We start from the raw sequence: 20240 nt of genomic DNA on the forward strand, positions 1-20240 counted from the left end.
AAAGAGAATAGCGAGACTATTTTCGAATTTCATAACGCAGGCTGAGATAATTTTAGCCACAACCCTTCGGGACTATTGTGTTTTTTGCCGCTACGTCGTTACGAACTACTTATTTAGAATGACTAAATTTCGTACTCCGCGCCTAGTATCGACTAAAAAACACACACAGTCGCAAGCATAGACGAACTGTCAATAGACCCTGTGCTATTCATATTTTTTTAAAACCAAATAAGCCATCAAAATATGCTTTCCGATGGCTTATATTGACATAAACAATACAAAAGTGTACTGCATAGTACACTTTTAGCGTGATCAATAGGCATACGATGCGATTGCAGTTGCGATCGCCTTACCTTCATTGTTGACCATGGTCATCCGCATCGTACACCCCTTGCGTCCCATTCTTAAGGTTTCAGCTTTTGCGATAAAATATTCACCACGACCAGGCGCCAGATAATCGACACGCATATCCACAGTTGCAAGTCGAGAAACTTTTTTGAGCGTATCTGGAAGCTGGTCTGGTTCGGCTCGTTTATACAACTCACCCATTGCAACAATCCCACCAATACTGTCTAACAGTGTCGCAGCAACACCGCCATGCAAGATTTGAAATGCAACATTGCCAATCAGATAAGGCTTCATTTCGATATACCCTTCAATTTCATCATTTACCACACGCATTTGCATGTTGTTATGCGAAAAATAAGGTGAACCATTAAACGCTTTGGTCAACTGGTTAAGGACGACATTTAGATCTGCTTTTGCACCTAAATGTAAGTTACCAGTCCACTTCTTTTGTGATTCGCTCTGCGCAGAATCAGTTTTAGGAGAATCACTCATCATCATTTCGAAACCAATAATGAGAAAAAACTTCAGCTTTTTCCCAAAAAAAATATGAAAGGGCTACAATATGTGCCTAGTTTAATACTGAACATCGAGATTGTTATGACTTATACGTTCAATCGTCCTGCTTTCCCAGCCACTCGTATGCGCCGTATCCGTAAAAACGACAAACTTCGAGCGATGGTGAGAGAAACACAACTTACAGCAGACCATCTCATTTACCCAGTATTTGTACTTCCAGGGCAAAACCAGTCCCAAGATGTACCCAGTATGCCAAATGTTCAGCGCTTATCGGCAGATTTATTGCTAAAAAAAGCTGAAACACTATTAGAACTTGGCGTATCAAAACTTGCCTTATTTCCAGTTACACCACAACAAGACAAAAGTTTAACAGCTGAAGCGGCATGGCATGAAGACGGATTAGTTCAAAATACTTTACGTCTTTTGAAAAAAGAACTTCCGGAAATGGTACTGATTACTGATGGTGCATTAGATCCATATACCACGCATGGTCAGGATGGCATTATTGATGATACTGGTTATGTGTTGAATGATGAAACTGTGCAATGTCTCATTAAACAAGCTTTAAGTCATGCTGAGGCAGGTGCTGATGTCATTGCACCAAGCGACATGATGGATGGACGGATTGGAGCTATCCGCCAAGCTTTAGAAAGTAATAATTTTATCTATACCAATATCATGGCGTATTCTGCAAAGTATGCTTCAAGTTTCTATGGTCCATTTCGTGATGCAGTAGGTTCATCATCCAACCTCAAAGGTGGTAATAAGTACAATTACCAAATGGATGTCGGCAATCGTGCAGAAGCATTGCATGAAATTGCGCTCGATATTCAAGAAGGTGCTGATATGGTGATCGTTAAACCTGGTATGCCATATTTGGATGTAGTCCGTGAAGTCAAAGATACGTTCGGTGTGCCAACCTTCGTTTATCAAGTCAGTGGTGAATATGCCATGCTTGCTGCTGCGATTCAAAATGGTTGGTTATCTGAGAGTGTGATTATGGAGTCGTTGATGTGCTTCCGTCGTGCTGGTGCAGATGGTATCTGGACCTATTATGCGGAAGATGCAGCACGTCAATTAAAACAGATGTAGTAAATTCTCACTCTGCTATAAACGATACCTATGGATGTCATCCGCTATTGTCTCCAATAGGACTAGATTTTAAATGTAAATTTTTTGCGATGGATGGACTCACATATTGGTCGCAAAAATGTTTAACGATGAAGCGCAATGCGCTTTGAATTGGTTTGATCTACTGTTGTTAACACAGTAGGTCAAATCAAAAGTTAATCGAGTGATCAAAATCATTTTACGATGATGCCATCGTACAGAAATATAGGTTGAACTCTCGTTCATTCAAATTTATTTACTTTTACAGAATACACCATGCATATTGCCATTATCGGTGCTGGAGTAAGTGGCTTACTCAGTGCACTTGAACTTATTGAACAAGGCTGTAAAGTCACCCTATTCGATCAACAACATGCTGGACAAGCCGCTTCTTGGGCAGGCGGTGGTATTCTGTCTCCGATGTACCCTTGGCGCTATCCACAAGAAGTCAACCATTTGGCTCAATATGGCAAGCAACTTTACCAAGATTGGAATCGAAAACTATTCCCTAAAACAGGTATAGACTTTGAAATTCATGAAACTGGCATGTTGATCTTCGACGAAGCAGATTTTGAGATTGGACTCAATTATAAAGACCAATACCAAGAACCCATGCAACATTGTGAATATTTATCCAGAGAAAAACTTAAACAAGTTAATCCACAAATTTCTGAACAATTTCAACATGCGATCTACTTTCCACAGTTAGCCAATGTACGCAACCCTCGGCTACTCAAATCACTGATCAGCTATCTAAAACAACATCCTTTGGCTGATATCCGTGAAAACACATGGATTGAGAAATTTAATATTCAAAATGAACAGATTCAATCTGTTCAAACTGCAAATGGACAAGACTTTTCAGCTGATCATTTTGTGATTGCAACAGGTGCTTGGTCTAATTGTTGGAGTGAGCAGTTGCAGCTAACGATTCCTGTTAATCCTGTTCAAGGTCAAATGATGTTGTTTAAAACTCCTGAAAACTGGCTTCCAACCATGTGTATGAACAACGTCATGTATCTCATTCCACGTACAGATGGACATATCGTATGCGGTTCGAGTATGAATCATATTGGCTTTGATCATCGCCCTAGTATCTCTGTACAACAAAGCATTTATAAAGCGTGTATTGAAATGGTGCCTGAATTGGCCAATTTTCCAATTGTGAAGCAATGGGCTGGCTTGCGCCCAAGCTCGCCAACAGGCATTCCTTATATTGGAAAAATGCCAGATCTCAATAATTTATGGGCGAACTTTGGACATTATCGTAATGGGTTATGTATGGGACCAGCCTCAGCTCAACTGCTTAGACAATTGATTTTAAAACAGGAAACATTTGTAGATGCCAACGCCTATTCAACTGAACGGCTGAAGCAAAATGCCGTATCAAGAATCGTCAGTTAATTTGGCAACAAATATTTTGTGATTGTAAAGAGAAAGATCCTTAATATCTTTCTCTCATCTGAATAGATCATTTACCAATAATTTTCAACAGCAATATTGCCTTCACCACGGCGATTCATGGTTAAACCACGGGCTTTAAGTGCCGCTTTGGTATCATCGACCATCTGTGGATTACCACACAACATGACATGGGTGGTTTCAACATTAAAGTGTAAATCAGCGGCTTTTTCCAACTCACCATTTTCAATCAATATCGGTAAGCGATCATGCAAGGCTGCGTGTGGGTCTCGTGTAATAATAGGAATAAATTTAAATCCTGTATGCCCTTCACCAAATTGCTCTGCGATCTCTTGGATACGATCCACATAGGCCAATTCAGAGGCTGTTCTTACGCTATATACCAAATTGATTTTTTGGTATTTTGACCATGTTTCAAAGTCTTGTAACATCGAAATAAATGGTGCCAATCCCGTACCTGTTGCCAGTAACCACAAGTCTTGCGGAAGTGGTAATTGATAACGTGCCAAAGTTAAGAATCCGTATGGAATCTTTTCCAAATACAGTTCATCACCCACTTTAAGATGTTGTAAATTTGATGTGAATGCACCATCGGGCACAACAATTGAAAAAAACTCCAGTGTTTCATCAAAAGGGGAAGAAACCACGGAATATGCCCTTACCACCAAATCATCACCGACTTTTAAACCGATTCGAGCGAATTGCCCTGCGGTGAATTTAAAATGAGCAGGACGAGTCATGGTGAAACTGAAAAGCGTATTCGTCCAACGATGAACAGATAAGACCTTTTCTATGCTAAATTTTTCAATTGACATAATTTCTTCGTGGCATGAAACATAGTGCTCATGGTAGCATGCCTATATAATGTATGAATATTAAAATGTTAAGGCTCTACTTATGCGAATGACTTTACGCCAACTGGCTGTGTTTGTTGCTGTCGCTCAGGAAGGTACCGTAACCAAAGCAAGTGATGCAGTTCGGTTAACTCAAAGTGCAGCAAGTATGGCTTTGGCAGACTTAGAGGATGGTTTGGGTGCTCCTCTGTTTGACCGTTTAGGGAAACGACTACAATTAAATGATTTAGGACGATTTCTATTGCCACAAGCTTTAGAAATCTTAGGTCGCTGTGAAGCTTTTGAACAAGCCGCCAAAGGTGAATTGCAAAGTATTGACTTACGCATTGGTGCCACACTGACCATTAGTGATTACTTAATGCCTGATTTAATGGCGGATTTCTTACAAATTCAACCCCAAGCTCATTTACAGCTTCAAGTCGGTAATACACGCCAGATGATCGAAGCAGTTAATCAGTTTCAACTTGATTTGGCTTTAATCGAAGGCTCTTGTTTCTTACCGCAGTTGCAATGTATACATTGGCGTGATGATGAGCTTGCCGTGTGCTGTTCACCTAGTCATCCTCTTGCCAACTTACATCGTGAACTCAGACAATCTGATTTCCAACATGTAGAATGGATTTTACGTGAGGAAGGCTCTGGAACACGTGAAGTATTTGATAATGCGATTCTTAAAGACCTTCAAGATGCCAATATCCGCTTAACATTGGGTCATAACGAAGCCATCTTAAAAATAGTCGCTGGTGGCTTAGGTATGTCATGTATCTCTAAATTGGCTATTCAACCCTTACTGGATAAGGGACAATTGGTGATTCTAAATACTCCTTTCTGGCAACTGGCTCGTCCATTGTTTATGTTGGTACACCGTCAGAAATACCAAGGTCCCGGCTTAAGAGCCTTCATGAAGTTTTGTGAAAGTAAATAACGTGAGTTCGATGTAACCACATCTTCAACTTATTGGAAAACAATAAGTCACGGCGGAGTCTTGTTGATTTTTCACCCAATTTCAGGATCAGCCTGCGGCTCGCCCTACTTTTCTTTCGGGAAAAGTAGGCAAAACCACTGTCATCCGCAAAACTCGTCAATCACCAGCAACACATTCAATCAGTCGCAGAAACAATACTTTATAAAAGTAGTCCTGCCTCAAACAACTGCGGATGACGGTTCCGAGTATCATATTTCATCAAGAATTTTTATCGAACTCAAATTAAATAGTTTTAAAGCTCCACGTGGAGCTTTTCTTTTGCTTTTTGAATGGGTTAATGCCCAAATTGGCGTTCACATGGTTGACCATCATGATCACCGTCCATTTGAGTATTTGGACAATTCCGAATAAAAAACAATGCTTCTTCGTAGGAACTCATCTGACTGCAATGGGTTCTTCCATCACAACGATATGGTGATGTATTAGTGGAAGCCAATGTAGGTGTATTCACAGTCATGGCTACAGCAGGCGCATTTTGTATACGCAACGCCTCATTTTTTCCATTTAAAGCATTTTCAGATTTTTCACTAAATTTTACAGGTTTTACATAACCTACTTCTTTTCGCTGTTGCGCTACAATTTGTTTCTGTTGTTGTTCAAACAATTCAAATTTTGCCAGTTGATCTTTTTGATAACTTTGATATTGGGTCCAAGCCGCAAAACTAAAATAAACCAATCCAAAAACCATCACCAAAATTACAAAAGAAATAAAACCGAATTTACGACTATCCGTTTGACTTGTCCTTAAAATATTTCTTTGTTTATCGATATCCACCTTTTTACTTTTAAGATCATTGCTCATCGCCACATCTAAACGGATCATTTGATGTGCTTTAAACGTACCTTTATCATTGATCACAACGTATTTGATGGTTTCACCCTTTTTAGGCTGCCCCCCTTCTTTTGGAAAATCGGCAATATAAAACGCCACGGTTTGTGCAGAGTGGTGATCTAATAAAAGCCCATATCCTTTATCATCGTGATACTCAATGATTTGCCCCAAATAAAACATAGCATTTCTCTTATAAATACTTATGAATCACAATATATTTTACTCATTTCAGAGACTTAGCGCGAGTATGCCTCGCGTTTCTGCTGTTTAATTGCATCTTTTTGTTGCTGTTGATATTGTTGTAACTTCATTACACTTTCAATTTTGTACTGCTTATAACGATCCATGGCATACATAACACAATTTACACCGATAAATAAAATAATGCCAATAATGACTATCCAAGGATTCAACCGTATAGCTGGTTCAGAAGCTGTTTTCTTCTTCGGCTGCTTACGTTTAGAATAAAAGAATTGAATTTTAATATTTTGAAAAAATTGCTGTAACACATTCAAATGCATATTTTTTTCAAGAATTCTATGTTCAACTGGATGCGTTAAAACTACAGTTTGTGTCTGAAGATCAACAACAGCTTCACGCTTGCTATCTCCCAAGTGCTGTTGCTTTTCATGGACGATCGCTCTTCCCTCACTCTCACTTTCGCAGTGCAGGCTTATATTTTTTTGAGTAGCAGGATTGTCCATTTGAATTCGGGCTAAAGATGGTTCAGTTTTCGAGATTTGGACCGTATCGAATAGTGCTATTTCAGAAATTGCTTCAGCTGTATCTTTGCCTGCATTAACAAGGTTTGGATCTGTCAATAATGATTTGTCTTCGACTTGATACGATCGTGTTGGCGCGTAATGTTGTAGTTGTTTGTCTTGACTGGGCTGTTCTTGAGTCTTATTTTCTGGACTACATATGTCTTGTACAACAACATCCAGTTTTATATCTTCTCTCATTTGCATCGTTTGGGCTTGCAACGCAGGTCTTGTCAATGATTGAACATTGTCTGGTAATTGCTCATCCTCAATCACTCTTCTTTTCTTATGTGCCTTTCGCGCTTTTCTTACATTCTCATAGACATTTTCTTCATATAAATGCTGAATGGGTAAAGATCGGTTTGGGTCAGTGACATAGTTTTTATGATCTAGACGTACGATAAATTTAGCTAAAACTTCTCCATTTTGTTCCAGCACAACACACTTAATCCGCTCTCCAAGTTGTGGGAGAACAGTTTGGTTTGAAAAATCTTCTAATTTAAAAACAACTTGTTGATGATCGTTTTTTAATTCTATTAAGCCCTTAGCAGATTTTTCATCATAAAAAATGACTATCCCCTTACGAAACATTTTTTTCTCATTTATTAGAATAAAAAAAGGAGGCCCCTATCGCCTCCTTTGATCATACTAAATTTTAATCTTTTTGCACACTACCAAAAATTTTATCACCTGCATCACCTAAGCCCGGTACGATATAGCCATTTTCATTTAAGCCTTGATCAATAGAGGCAGTAAAAATCGTTACATCAGGATGTGCAGCTTCAACACGTTTAATCCCTTCTGGTGCAGCAACAAGCACCATCACACGGATATCTTTACAACCACTGGCTTTTAATACATCAATTGCAGCAACCAAAGACGAACCTGTTGCCAGCATTGGATCAATAATCATGGCTAAACGATTCTGAACATCTGGAACTAATTTTTTATAATAGGTACGCGCTTCCAAAGTTTCTTCATCACGCTCAAGCCCTAATACTGAAACTTTAGCACTTGGAATAAGATTTAAAAAACCATCGAGCATCCCAATACCCGCACGTAAAATCGGCACAACCGTAATTTTTTTACCGGCAATACGATCTACACTTACCTTCCCATTCCAGCCATCAATCTCGTGATCACATACTGGTAAATCTTTAGTCGCTTCATAAGTCAAGAGCATAGTCACTTCTTGAGCAAGCTCACGAAAGTTCTTGGTACTTATATCAGCACGGCGTAATAGACCAAGTTTATGACGGATAAGCGGATGACGGATTTCTTGAATTGACACAGGAGATTACCTAAAAGGATAAAAGTAAATTTCCGCTATTATAATTGTTTTTTATATAAGAGATAAGAAAAGCCCTCAACAAATGAGGGCTTTTTTTGTTAATAGCTTACGTTCATCAGATTATTGCAAAATGATATGCAAAGGCGCAACGATTTGAGCACCATGTGCCAAAGCGATAATCGGATCTGGGTAAACACCAAATACCAGTACCAATAAGGCAGCAAGAAGAACCATGATGCCGCCTGCTTTTTGTCCCCAATGCTTATCAGCATCAATACGTGGTGTATCCGGTGGTGTCATATACAGAACGATCATGACACGTAAGTAATAGTACAAACCAATACCACTACCAATGATGATCATTGCCGCATAGAACCAGTGTTGTTGAGACACAGTGGTCATCACTAACATGAACTTACCAATGAAACCAGCAGTCAATGGAATCCCTGCTAGAGATAACATCATGACTGTTAAAGTTGCAGTAAGCACAGGGCGACGCCAGAACAAACCACGATAATCCGCAAGTGACTCAGCGTCATCAACATTATTGTATGGACTAGACATCAAAGCAACTACACCGAAAGCACCGATGGTTGTGATGACATAAGTAAATACATATACACCAACAGATGTCAGGCTAAGGAATGAAGCACTCACTAAACCAAGAAGCAGATAACCAAAATGAGCGATTGATGAATACGCTAAAATACGCTTCAAGTTGACTTGACGCACTGCAAGTAAGTTACCTGCAAGGATTGAAAGAACTGCAATAACGACGATAACCGTCTGAATTGATTCAATGCCAATCACGCCTGAAGATAATAAATAACGTACCAACAATCCGATCATTGCAATTTTTGAAACTGTTGCAAGGAACGTCGCAATCGGTGCAGGTGCACCTTGATAAACATCTGGTGTCCATTTATGGAATGGCGCAAGAGAAAGTTTAAATGCCACAGCTGCAATAATCAGACCCAAACCAATAATGACCATTGGTGTTTCGATCAGTTGGTGATATTGCCCAAGTGCCGATTGGATTGCCATAATCAATTCTGGATTTTGAGTTTTACTCAATTTCCAGAACAAATCATCAATTTGACCTGCAAAAGACAGAGAACCGACTGCTGAATAGACATAAGCCATTCCCATCAACAACATGGCAGAAGCTGTCGCAGAAAGTACAAGATACTTCACACCTGCTTCGAGCGATTTTCCACGTTGATAGGTATATGCCAATAAGCCATATATAGGAATAGACATCAATTCAAGGCTGATAAAGAACGATGCAAAATGAGAACTTGCAACCATCAACATTGCACCTGAAACTGAAATCAGCATAAGCAGGTACAATTCTTCACGGTTGTCTTTATAAGTTTCAATATATGCATGTGACAATGTGCAGCAAGCCAATGCGGCAATTAAAATCATCACTTGGTAGAACAATGTAAATGGATCAACCATAAACATGTTCATGACCGGTCCTGGGACAAATGCCTTACCAAACAAAGTAAATAATATATTTGCCAAAGCAAGGTTTAAACCAATCACCGAAACAGTTGCAATCAGATTGTGATTACGTTTAATCGCAATCAGAATCATCACCACAATCGCTGTCAATGCAACAATAAAAACTGGTGCTAAAGGCATGAGATCCGAAAATGACATAGTGAAGTTCATGACTATTGGATCTCCACATTTTGTTGAGATACAACTTGTTGAGCTGTATCGACAATTTCTTGAACTGGAATATAGCTATTTGCTAACCACGCCATACTTGAGTTTGAAATATCAAGGAATGTTTGTGGATGTACACCTAACCAAAGTAAGCCAAGTGCGCAGACCAATAAAATCACAGTTTCACGTGTATTTAAGTCTTTTAACGGGCTTTCATAATGTGGCTTCTGTGCTTCATTTGGTGTACCAAATAATGCTTTATGAATCAGAATTAGACCATAAAGACCAGCAAAGACTAAGCTAATCGCAGCAATAATTGTAAATGTTGGGAACTTGGCAAATGAACCCATAAGGATCAGGAATTCACCGATAAAGTTACCTAGACCTGGGATACCCACAAGTGCTGATACAAAGAACATTAAGAAGAATGGTAGATACTGGAATTGACCACGAATACCACCCATCAAACGTAAATCACGTGTATGTAAGCGTTCATAGACCTGACCACACATAATGAATAATGCAGCAGATGACAAGCCATGTGCCAACATCATGATCATTAAGCCTTGGAATGTCAGGATATTACCTGCATAAAGTGCAAGTAATACGAAGCCCATGTGTGAAATAGAAGTATACGCCAACAAACGTTTCATATCTGTTTGCTGGAAAGCACACCAAGCGCCGTAGAAAATACCAATCAAACCGAAAATAATTGCAATATCAGCAAACTGTGCAGATGCTGCTGGGAAGAAAGGCATTACAAAACGAAGTAAACCGTATGCAGCAGTTTTAATCAAAATACCAGCTAAGTCTACAGAACCTGCGGTTGGCGCTTGCGCATGGGCATCCGGTAACCAGCCATGCAATGGGAAGACTGGAAGTTTTACGGCAAAACCAATAAACAAACAGATCATCAATGCATAAGCATAACCAGCTGTACTAGGATTAGCGTCTAATGCATTTGCAACACTCATCAAGTGCGTATAACCAAACCCAATTCGACCATCCGTGCTATAACCAATGATCACCAGCCCCAATATGCCAACAAGCATGATGAGACCCGCGACTTGGGTATAAATAAAGAACTTGGTTGCTGCGTAAACACGTGATTTACCATCTGCACCTTTATGACCCCAAAGTGCGATCAAGAAGTAGATAGGAACCAGCATCATCTCCCAGAAGAAGAAGAATAAGAACATATCAATTGCAAGGAAAACCCCGATTACTCCACCCAATGACCATAAAAGGTTTAAGTGGAAGAAACCAACATTCTTTTGAATTTCGCCCCATGAACAGCCAACAGCAAGTACACCCAGTAATGCTGTTAAACCGACCATAAGAAGCGAAAGACCATCGACCGCTAAGTGAATGTTAATACCCAGTGTTTTAATCCAAGGGACATAGAACTCAGCTGCCCAAGTCGGCGCTTGACCGCCTAAAGCATAATCAAATCCACCTTGTTTCCACAAAATAACGGTTAAGCCCAAAGTAATGAGCATTCCCACTAATGCGATATAACGAGGCAAATGTTTATCAAGTTTATCGACTAACCAACACGCGAAACCTGCAATAAAAGGTACAAGAATCAGTGCGGGTAAAATCCAATTGTTTGTGATTTCCATCTTATTTCCCCACTACCTGAATCACGATCAAGATCATCAGCAATACCACTACACCGAGTGACATACTTGATGCATATTCACGTAATGAACCTGTTTGACGGGTACTTGTAAATTTATTACCACCTTTTACGATTGCAGGTAAGACAAGCCATAAGCCATCAATTGGATCACGACCTAAGATTTTCGCAATAAGCAAATAAGGTTGAACGAATACAAGGTTATATAAAGAATCGAAACCAAATGCATTACGGCAAATATTCGCAAGCCCAGCACCAAATGAAGTTGCTGCAAAGCCTTTAACCGCTTTATAAGCAAATGCAAATAATACAACACCTACTGCTAAACCAGCCAATGCGATACCTACAGCAAGGTGTTCTGCACCATGCATACCTTCTTCAACTGCTTTTGATACTTCAAATGCAGGAATATGAGCAGCATTTAAAACATTCATGACTGGCGCTTTTAAGAAATAAGCCAAACCAGTTGAAAGAACAGCCAAGATACCTAAAGGCGCCCAATATGTCGCACCTTTGATTTCGTGATAATGTGTTTTTTCTTCACCGAAGAATACCACCCAGATTAAACGGAAAGTATAAATCGAAGTCAGGAATGCACCAGCAACACCAACCCAATATAATGAGCCATACAGTGCTACAGATTGACCTTGCGCCCAAACAGCACCCAAGATTGCATCCTTAGAGAAGAAGCCGATCGTAATAAATGGAATTGCAGCAAGTGCACCACCACCTATTGCAAAACAAGCGAATAAGAATTTGTTTTTGTAGAACAAGCCACCCATCTTGAAGATGTTTTGCTCGTGATGGTAAGCCAGAATCACTGCACCTGAAGACAAGAATAATAATGCCTTAAAGAATGCGTGTGAAAGCATATGGAACAGACCAGCTTGGTATGCTTCAGCACCTACAGCCATAAACATATAACCTAACTGACTCATTGTAGAGTAAGCCAAAATACGTTTGATGTCCGTTTGCACCAAGGCAGCAAAACCTGCAACGAGCAATGTCACTGCACCAGTAATCGAAATGAACTGCATTACTTCTGGTGTCATTTCAAACACAGAGAACATACGGCAGCACAAGTAAACACCTGCTGTTACCATTGTTGCAGCATGGATCAATGCAGATACTGGTGTAGGACCAGCCATTGCATCTGCCAACCACGTTTGTAATGGGATTTGTGCAGATTTACCCGCAGCACCCAAGAACAACATCAACGATGTCCAAAGTGCAAGGTTGTGATCAAGTGCTAAAACTTGTGAAGCATTGGCAACGATCGTTCCAATATGCAAAGTACCAAATTGTTGGTAAAGCAAGAACAATGCGATCAGTAAGAATACATCACCCACACGAGTCACTGTAAATGCTTTGATTGCAGCAAAACCGTTTGCAGGATTTTGATAGTAATAACCAATCAACAGGTAAGAACACAGACCTACGCCTTCCCAACCTAAGAATAACAACGCTAAGTTGTCACCCAACACCAACACCAACATGCTGGCAACGAATAAGTTGAAATATGAGAAGAAACGAGCAAAGTCTTCTTCACCACGCATATACCAAGTTGCAAAGATATGGATCAAGAAACCCACACCTGTGATCATGCCCATCATCAATAATGATAAGCCATCAAGATGCAAACTTACGCCTGGCGCAAAACCACCCACATTAAACCAAGTCCACAAATGCTGTGCTTGAGCAACTGAACCCTGTTTTACAAAGTCCATGCCTGCAAGCAATGCAAATAATGCTGAAAGACCAACAGAACCTGCACCAATAATGGCTGCTACATTTTCAGGAAGTTTATTACGCCCTGCCGCTAAAAGGACAAAACCAATGAGCGGAAATAAAATTGTTAAATATAAATAGCTCATCCGCGCATCTCACTAGCAGCATCTACATCCAGATGATGGAAGCGATGGTAGAACTGAAGGACGATCGCAAGACCGATACACGCCTCTGCCGCAGCAAGAGTAAGGATCAAAATAAACATAATTTGACCATCAGGTTGTGCCCATGCACTTCCTGCCACAACGAATGCCAATGCGGCTGCATTCATCATGATCTCAAGGCTCATCAACATAAATAATAAATTGCGTCGCACCATTACACCGTAAAAACCCAGTGCAAAAAGAATAGATGCAACGATCAAACCATGTTCTAAAGGAATGTTGCCCATTACTGTTTATCCTCTTCTGCACTTGGTTCACGTTTGCCTAAGTGGAATGCTGCAACCAAGGCTGCAAGCAATAACATCGCGGCAACTTCAACCAATAATAAATAGTGGGTAAAGAGTGCTTGACCAACAACTTTAGGACCAATGACTTGAGTTCCAAGTACAGCACCTTGCTGTACATGATCTGAACCCAATACCCAAACTAAACATAAGCCCATTAAAAAGCTCATGAGTGCTGGATAAGCCCAAGCATCTGAAGTCAACCATTTACGTTCTTGGTCAACTGTATGCTGACCAAGATTGAGCATCATCACGACGAATACGAACAACACCATGATCGCACCGGCATAAACAATTACTTCAAGTGCAGCTGCAAATGGTGCACCAATCGTCAAGAACATACCTGCAACCGCAAGTAACGAAACGATCAAGCTTAATAAAGCATGTACAGGGTTCGCATTGGTCACAACGCGAACTGTAGAAACAATGGCCACAAGAGCCATTAAATAAAATGGCCACATCATGGTAATAAGCTCCGTACATCTACAGGCGCGCTTTCACGCTGCGCTTGACCTTTCTCTTTACCATCAATCGTCATACCAGTCACACGGTAGAAATTGTAGTCAGGATATTTTCCTGGACCTGAAATGAGTAAGTTTTCTTTCTCATACACAAGATCTTGGCGTACATATTCACCTAACTCAAAGTCTGGTGTTAACTGAATTGCAGTTGTTGGACATGCTTCTTCACACATACCGCAGAAAATGCAGCGTGAGAAGTTAATACGGAAGAATTCTGGATACCAACGTCCATCTTCTTTTTCAGCTTTCTGTAATGAAATACAGCCAACAGGACATGCAACCGCACATAAGTTACACGCAACACAACGTTCTTCACCGTCTGGGTCACGTGTTAGTACGATACGACCACGGTAACGTGGAGGTACGATTTGCTCGGCTGGAACTTCTGGATATAAAATCGTATCGCGTTTGCGTGTGACATGGCTAAACACCATCCACAACGAACGAACAATTGATCCTACGCCAGCTAGAATTTTATACATTTTGTACTCCCTGCTGTCCTAGGCTTGATTCATCAGAATCACAGCACCAGTCACCAAAAGGTTGACCAATGCAAGTGGTAAACACACTTTCCAACCAAAATTCATCACTTGGTCATAACGCGGACGCATTAAAGAACCACGAGCCAAGACAAACATCATTACAAAGAATGCTGTTTTCGCAATGAACCAGAACGCATCTGGAATGAATGGAATATTTAAATTAAATGGTGCTAACCAACCGCCGAAGAATAAAGTCACGATCAGTGCTGAAATCAGGATGATGTTGACGTATTCAGCAACGAAGAACATCCCCCATTTCATACCACCATACTCAACGTGGTAACCCTCTGCCAACTCTTGCTCAGCTTCTGGTTGGTCAAATGGGTGACGATGTGTTACTGCAACACCAGCAACCACAAAGATCATGAAACCAATGAATTGTGGAACCACAAACCATACATCACGTTGTGCTTCTACGATTTCACGCAAGTTGAATGAACCAGCAATCGCAACCACACCCATCAATGAAATCCCTAAGAAGACTTCATAAGAAATGGTTTGTGCTGCTGAACGTAGACCACCAAGCAATGCATATTTGTTGTTTGAAGCCCAACCACCAAATAACACAGCATAAACAGCGATACCTGCCATTGCCATAAAGAACAATAAGCCAATGCTCATATCTGCAACACCTAAATAAGGTGAAACAGGAATGACCATAAATGACAGTACCGCAGTTGCCATCGCAACTGCTGGTGCTAAACGGAAAGTCAGTTTATCAACAAACTTCGGTGTCCAGTCTTCTTTGAACATGATTTTAAGCATGTCAGCAACGATCTGAAACATCCCGCCCGGACCTACACGGTTCGGACCATAACGGTCTTGCCACAAGCCAAGCAAACGACGCTCAATAAATGACATCAATGCTGCAAGCAAAACCACAACCAACAAAATCACAATTGCCTGGATAACTGAATAAGCAATCGGCCAATCTTGTGCCCAAGTCGGTAGGGCGCGTAAAGATTCATTCATGATTACACTCCTACCGTTACAGATACAGGTTCAGCAAGTGAAACGGTTGGTGCTTGTCCAACTGGATAACCGATATAACCTGTTGGTAAATACTCAATCACATGCACAGGAAGACTGATTGTCGTTTCACCAGCTTGGACGGTCAGTTGTTGACCATCTTGAACATTCAAACGTGCTGCATCTTGTTCACCTACAGCAAAAGCAGCTTCTGGAATACGTGACTCCATCGCTGGTGTTTTTACTGTAAATTCACCAGAAGCAAAAATATGATGCATTGGAACAAGACGGAAACTGTCTGGATTGTTTACAACTGCACTTGGCGCAACATAGCTACGAGCAGGACGTTTCACTAAACGATCAAATAAACGAACACCAGAATCACCACCTTTCAGGTGTCCCCCTACTTCGTCTTGGTATTTATTCCAAGCTTGTGGAGAGTTCCAACCCGGTGCCCATGCAAATGGTACCAATGACGATGCATTTTGTGGTCCAACATAACCTTCCATTGAGAATGTTAATGCGGTATCGACATCGACAGGTTGTTTCGGCTCATGTACGTTCAACGGTGCACGGATTGCAGTACGACCTGAGTAACGACGTGGTTCACGGGCAATTTTCAAACCATGAACACGATAGCCTGCATCAGGTGCAACATCTTTAATCGCTTCCAATGCTGGAACATTTTTCACCACAGATTCAATCACATCATCCAACAAGGTCCATGAAATCGCTTTACCTTGCACACCTGTTTCAATGGCATGCAACCAGCGCCATGATTCTTTAATGGCATACTCTGGTTTGTAGTAACTTGGATCATAAACTTGGTAGAAACGTTGTGCACGACCCTCTTGACTGACCACCGTACCATCGCCTTCAGCGAAGCTTGCAGCAGAAAGAACAACATCTGCAGCATTTACAGTTTCAGTTTCAGAGTGATCAAGCACAATTACACTTTGCGCTTTGGCTAATGCAGCTTCTACTTGAGTTGCTGGTAAGCGACGGAATAGATCATTTTCAACAATAATGATTGAATCATAATCTTGTGCAAATGCTTGCTCTAAGCTTAAACCACCGAACAGTGCCAAGCCCATTGAGTTCACTTCAGGAACCGTCAATGTTAAACCTGCATTTTCACCTAGATTCTGCGCAACCTGTGCAGCAGCTTCCATGATGGCAGCATCTTGTAAGCTTGTTCCAGAGATGATTAATGGCTTTTTCGCAGCTTTTAATGTATCCGCAACAGTTTGAGCAAATGCTTTCGCATCATCATCTAAACCAAGAATTGCATCACCTTTTACAGCAGCAGCAACAGCAAAACCTAAACGTGCAATATCGTTTGGAGAAGCAACAACTTCACCCGCAGCCACATCAGCTAAACGTGTTTGTGTCGCAGCCAAGATATAAATCGGAGAATTTTCATCCTGACCAATACGTTTTACTGGTTCAGCCAACCAATCTTGAGTCCGGCGGTCTGCAGCCATTTGTTTGGCTTTGTTTTTCGCAGCTTGGCGAACTGACAATGCCATACGCGGTGCTGTTTGAGTAAGATCTTCACCGAGGATCAATACAGCATCATAGCTTTCAATCTCACGCATACCTGGGTTATAAACACCCTCAGCCTGCATGATTGAAGCAGCCAACTCGACCAAGTTTTGCTCTTTTTGAGACATCCCTGTTGAGTAGTTTTGCTGACCCACCAACTCACGCAATGCGTAGTTTGATTCTAATGATGCACGTGGTGAACCAATACCCAAGACTTTTTTGCCCTGAACATTTGCGATCACTGTATCAAGTGCTGTATCTACAGAAACGATTTCAACATCTGCACCATTACGGAACTGTGGCTGACGTGGACGATCTTCACGGTTTACATAACCCGTACCAAAACGACCTTTGTCACACAAGAAGTATTGGTTAACTTCACCATTGAAACGGTTTTCTACACGACGTAATTCACCATAACGTTCACCCGGTGAAATGTTACAGCCTGAAGAACAGCCTTGGCATACGCTTGGCGCATACTGCATGTCCCATTTACGGTTATAGCGTGCCGAATGTGTTTTATCGGTAAACACACCTGTTGGACAAACTTCAGTCAAGTTACCAGAGAATTCAGACTCTAAAGTTCCTGATTCTGGACGACCAAAGTAAACACGTGATGCATTGGCATAAACACCAAAATCTGTACCACCTGCATAATCGTTATAGTAACGAACGCAACGATAACATGCGATACAACGGTTCATTTCATGTGCAATGAAAGAACCTAACTCTTGGTTATGGTGTGTACGTTTAGTAAAACGATAGCGACGACGGTCGTGTTGTGTCATCACAGTCATATCTTGAAGATGACAATGACCACCTTCTTCACAGACTGGACAGTCGTGTGGATGGTTGGTCATTAAGAATTCCACGATAGACTCACGGAAATCTTTTGCTTCTTTGTCTTCAATCGAAATATAGGTATTGTCAGATGCCGGGGTCATACATGACATTACTAAGCGACCACGAGTATCTTCTGGATTCGCATATTGAGTAACAGCACATTGACGGCAAGAACCGACAGAACCTAAAGCTGGATGCCAACAAAAATATGGGATGTCGATGCCAAGGCTCAAACATGCTTGTAGCAGGTTTTCCGAGCCATTGACTTCGTACGATTTTCCATCGACATGAATTGTAGCCATAGTCGAATTCCTTAAACTTGTTCTACGTGGCTGGCTTGGGCTACAGGACGATCTGTCACTTTAGCTTCAAACTCGCTACGGAAATATTTGAGTGCACCCATCAATGGTTCCATCGCACCTGGTGCGTGAGCACAGAATGTTTTACCAATCCATAACTTACGAGTCAGTTCTTGAAGATGTTGAATGTCTTCCATCTTCCCTTCGCCCTTCTCAATAGCGACAAGTGCTTTCACTGCCCAAGGTAAACCATCACGGCATGGTGTACAGAAACCACATGATTCACGTGCAAAGAATTCTTCTAAGTTACGGGTCGCAGAAACCATACATTGGGTTTCATCAACCACCATTAACAAACATGTCCCTAGACGAGAACCAGCTTTCATAATGCTTTCTGAATCCATTGGAAGATCAATGTGCTCAGCAGCCAAGAAATCCGTTGATGCGCCACCCGGCAACCATGCTTTAAGCTTAAGACCATCACGCATACCGCCAGCATAGTCTTCAATCACTTCACGTGCAGTTGTACCGAATGGTAATTCCCATAACCCAGGGAAAGTAACTTTTCCTGATGCACCATAGATTTTAGTGCCTGGATCTTTAGATTTACCCGCAGACAAACCGATATACCACTCAGGACCACGCAACATAATTGCAGGCAAGTTGTTATAGGTTTCAACGTTATTCACAATCGTAGGACGACCCCATGCTCCTGCAACTTGCGGGAATGGAGGTTTAGTACGTGGATTGGCACGGCGACCTTCGAGTGAGTTAATCAACGCAGTTTCTTCACCGCAGATATAACGACCCGCACCTGTATGTACATGGAGATCAAAGTTCCAACCTGTACCTAAGATGTTGTCACCCAAATAACCTTTAGCACGAACTTGCTCTAAAGCTTCATTTAAGTATTGAGCAGCTTCAATGTACTCACCACGAATGAAGATATAGCCTTGTGTAGCTTCAAGGGTATAACCTGCAATCAACATTCCTTCGATCAATTGATGTGGAAGTTTTTCCATCAACAAACGGTCTTTAAATGTACCCGGTTCCATCTCATCGGCATTACAGATCAGGTAACGAGGACCACCATCATTCGGTGCCATCAATGACCATTTAATCCCTGCTGGGAAACCTGCACCACCACGACCTTTTACAGTCGCTGCTTTGATGACTTCAAGAACATCTTTAGGTGGCATAGACAGCGCTTTTTTAAAGCCCGCATAGCCTTCTAAAGCTTCATAGTCATCAGCACTACGAACAAATTCCTGTTTACTCAAACGCCATGTTAATGGGTGAGTTTCAGGGTTTCCGTCGCCATATATTGGTCTTGGTTCGGTATTCATACATACTTCTCCAATAACTGTTTCACAGAAGTCACTTCAACCAAACCGTGAGTATCTTCATCAATCATTAAGGTTGGACCTTTGTCACAGTTCCCTAAACAACAGATCGGCAATAAAGTAAAACGACCATCAGCTGTCGTTTGACCAAATTGGATACCCAGTTCGCGTTGGAAAGCTTCTGCTAAAGTTTCCGCACCCATCAAGAAACATGCAATCGAATCACATAATAAAATTACGTGGCGACCCACAGGTTGACGGTAAATACGGTTATAGAATGTTGCAACACCTTCCAAATCCGCAGTTGTAATTGTCAATAATTGAGCAATTGCATGTAACTGCGCATCATCTACCCAACCGTTACGGCGTTGTACACACTTTAAGGCATCCAAAGACGCTGCGCGTGGGTATGGGTAATGACCCATGTGATGTTCAATTTCATGGATTTCTTCCCTGGTCAGAATCCCTTCAACATTCACACGTGGCTTTTTATCAGTCAAAATCATCATA

The 20240-nt window shown here is 41.2% G+C and carries 18 protein-coding genes; 3 read left to right on the forward strand and 15 right to left on the reverse strand.

What is annotated here, in order from left to right; genetic code table 11:
* Positions 1–312: 312 nt before the first annotated feature.
* Complete coding sequence (locus AC1Z3T_RS17175) at positions 313–846, reverse strand: thioesterase family protein (protein ID WP_004827972.1); 534 nt, start codon at positions 844–846, stop codon at positions 313–315.
* A gap of 99 nt (positions 847–945) precedes the next feature.
* Between AC1Z3T_RS17175 and hemB the strand changes: the two genes are divergently transcribed.
* Together hemB and thiO are read left to right on the forward strand one after the other, a co-directional pair.
* The gene (gene hemB / locus AC1Z3T_RS17180) at positions 946–1956 is read left to right on the forward strand and encodes a porphobilinogen synthase (RefSeq protein WP_167387348.1); all 1011 of its coding nucleotides are present in this window, start codon (positions 946–948) and stop codon (positions 1954–1956) included.
* Between the two features lie 294 nt (positions 1957–2250).
* Entirely contained in the window at positions 2251–3378 is a 1128-nt protein-coding gene (gene thiO, locus AC1Z3T_RS17185; protein WP_100884595.1) for a glycine oxidase ThiO, read from the forward strand.
* A gap of 71 nt (positions 3379–3449) precedes the next feature.
* Here the strand turns inward: thiO and AC1Z3T_RS17190 are convergent, their stop codons facing one another.
* The gene (locus AC1Z3T_RS17190) at positions 3450–4211 is read right to left on the reverse strand and encodes a ferredoxin--NADP reductase (protein WP_042090147.1); all 762 of its coding nucleotides are present in this window, start codon (positions 4209–4211) and stop codon (positions 3450–3452) included.
* Positions 4212–4293: 82 nt separating this feature from the next.
* Here AC1Z3T_RS17190 and gigC point away from each other — a divergent pair, with 82 nt between their 5' ends.
* Positions 4294–5175 carry a LysR family transcriptional regulator GigC gene (gene gigC / locus AC1Z3T_RS17195; RefSeq protein WP_004827965.1) on the forward strand — a complete coding sequence of 294 codons (882 nt, stop codon included), beginning with the start codon at positions 4294–4296 and terminating at the stop codon, positions 5173–5175.
* A 334-nt stretch (positions 5176–5509) separates the two neighbouring features.
* Here gigC and AC1Z3T_RS17200 read toward each other — a convergent pair whose 3' ends face one another.
* The 13 genes from AC1Z3T_RS17200 to nuoE form a co-directional block, all read right to left on the reverse strand.
* Positions 5510–6247, reverse strand: a complete 738-nt coding sequence (locus tag AC1Z3T_RS17200) for an excalibur calcium-binding domain-containing protein (protein ID WP_100884594.1) — start codon at positions 6245–6247, stop codon at positions 5510–5512.
* Positions 6248–6303: 56 nt separating this feature from the next.
* A complete protein-coding gene (locus AC1Z3T_RS17205; RefSeq protein WP_100884593.1) occupies positions 6304–7419 on the reverse strand; it encodes a hypothetical protein in 1116 nt (371 codons plus the stop codon).
* Between the two features lie 64 nt (positions 7420–7483).
* Positions 7484–8119: a uracil phosphoribosyltransferase gene (upp, locus tag AC1Z3T_RS17210; RefSeq protein ID WP_004827961.1), complete on the reverse strand. Its 636-nt coding sequence runs from the start codon at positions 8117–8119 to the stop codon at positions 7484–7486.
* Between the two features lie 120 nt (positions 8120–8239).
* Complete coding sequence (gene nuoN / locus AC1Z3T_RS17215) at positions 8240–9796, reverse strand: NADH-quinone oxidoreductase subunit NuoN (RefSeq protein ID WP_100884592.1); 1557 nt, start codon at positions 9794–9796, stop codon at positions 8240–8242.
* Between the two features lie 2 nt (positions 9797–9798).
* Positions 9799–11409: an NADH-quinone oxidoreductase subunit M gene (gene nuoM / locus AC1Z3T_RS17220; RefSeq protein WP_171248754.1), complete on the reverse strand. Its 1611-nt coding sequence runs from the start codon at positions 11407–11409 to the stop codon at positions 9799–9801.
* A 7-nt stretch (positions 11410–11416) separates the two neighbouring features.
* Positions 11417–13306, reverse strand: a complete 1890-nt coding sequence (gene nuoL, locus AC1Z3T_RS17225; RefSeq protein ID WP_004827954.1) for an NADH-quinone oxidoreductase subunit L — start codon at positions 13304–13306, stop codon at positions 11417–11419.
* Positions 13303–13611, reverse strand: coding sequence for an NADH-quinone oxidoreductase subunit NuoK (gene nuoK, locus AC1Z3T_RS17230; RefSeq protein ID WP_004827952.1), 309 nt, complete (start codon positions 13609–13611; stop codon positions 13303–13305). The genes nuoL and nuoK overlap by 4 nt, the downstream gene beginning before the upstream one ends.
* Positions 13611–14129, reverse strand: a complete 519-nt coding sequence (gene nuoJ / locus AC1Z3T_RS17235; protein WP_171066809.1) for an NADH-quinone oxidoreductase subunit J — start codon at positions 14127–14129, stop codon at positions 13611–13613. The genes nuoK and nuoJ overlap by 1 nt, the downstream gene beginning before the upstream one ends.
* Entirely contained in the window at positions 14129–14671 is a 543-nt protein-coding gene (nuoI, locus tag AC1Z3T_RS17240) for an NADH-quinone oxidoreductase subunit NuoI (RefSeq protein WP_005030883.1), read from the reverse strand. The genes nuoJ and nuoI overlap by 1 nt, the downstream gene beginning before the upstream one ends.
* An 18-nt stretch (positions 14672–14689) precedes the next feature.
* A complete protein-coding gene (gene nuoH, locus AC1Z3T_RS17245; protein WP_004827946.1) occupies positions 14690–15703 on the reverse strand; it encodes an NADH-quinone oxidoreductase subunit NuoH in 1014 nt (337 codons plus the stop codon).
* 2 nt (positions 15704–15705) lie between these two features.
* A complete protein-coding gene (gene nuoG, locus AC1Z3T_RS17250) occupies positions 15706–18390 on the reverse strand; it encodes an NADH-quinone oxidoreductase subunit NuoG (protein WP_100884591.1) in 2685 nt (894 codons plus the stop codon).
* Between the two features lie 11 nt (positions 18391–18401).
* Positions 18402–19733: an NADH-quinone oxidoreductase subunit NuoF gene (gene nuoF / locus AC1Z3T_RS17255; RefSeq protein ID WP_004827942.1), complete on the reverse strand. Its 1332-nt coding sequence runs from the start codon at positions 19731–19733 to the stop codon at positions 18402–18404.
* Positions 19730–20239, reverse strand: coding sequence for an NADH-quinone oxidoreductase subunit NuoE (gene nuoE / locus AC1Z3T_RS17260; protein ID WP_100884590.1), 510 nt, complete (start codon positions 20237–20239; stop codon positions 19730–19732). Before nuoE ends, nuoF begins: the two co-directional genes overlap by 4 nt.
* Position 20240 lies beyond the last annotated feature (1 nt).

The organism is Acinetobacter sp. B-6 (assembly GCF_056930735.1).